The sequence below is a fragment of the Stenotrophomonas sp. 05N423 genome (assembly GCF_056397145.1).
In genome coordinates, this window is record NZ_JBFTMV010000039.1 from 1 (window position 1) to 440 (window position 440).

Sequence of the window (440 nt, forward strand, 5' to 3'; positions counted from 1 at the left end):
GTCTAAGGATGTAGGGCGAACGGTAGGCAAATCCGCCGTTCATGATGCCTGAGACCCGATGGGACCCCCGTATGGGGGGATTTGGTGATCCTATGCTGCCGAGAAAAGCATCGACGCGAGGTTTTAGCCGCCCGTACCCCAAACCGACACAGGTGATCAGGTAGAGAATACTAAGGCGATCGAGAGAATTATGGTTAAGGAACTCGGCAAAATGCCCCCGTAACTTCGGGAGAAGGGGGGCCCCCATCGTGATGGACACTTGCTGTCCGGAGCGTGCAGGGGCCGCAGAGACCAGGGGGAAGCGACTGTTTACTAAAAACACAGGTCCGTGCGAAGTCGCAAGACGATGTATACGGACTGACTCCTGCCCGGTGCTGGAAGGTTAAGAGGACCGGTTAGCCGCAAGGCGAAGCTGAGAATTTAAGCCCCAGTAAACGGCG

General features: G+C 56.4%; 1 rRNA gene. It reads left to right on the plus strand.

Features of this window, described 5'->3' with window-relative positions:
- Positions 1-440 (plus strand): 23S ribosomal RNA (locus AC1DGW_RS16870); the annotation flags it as partial.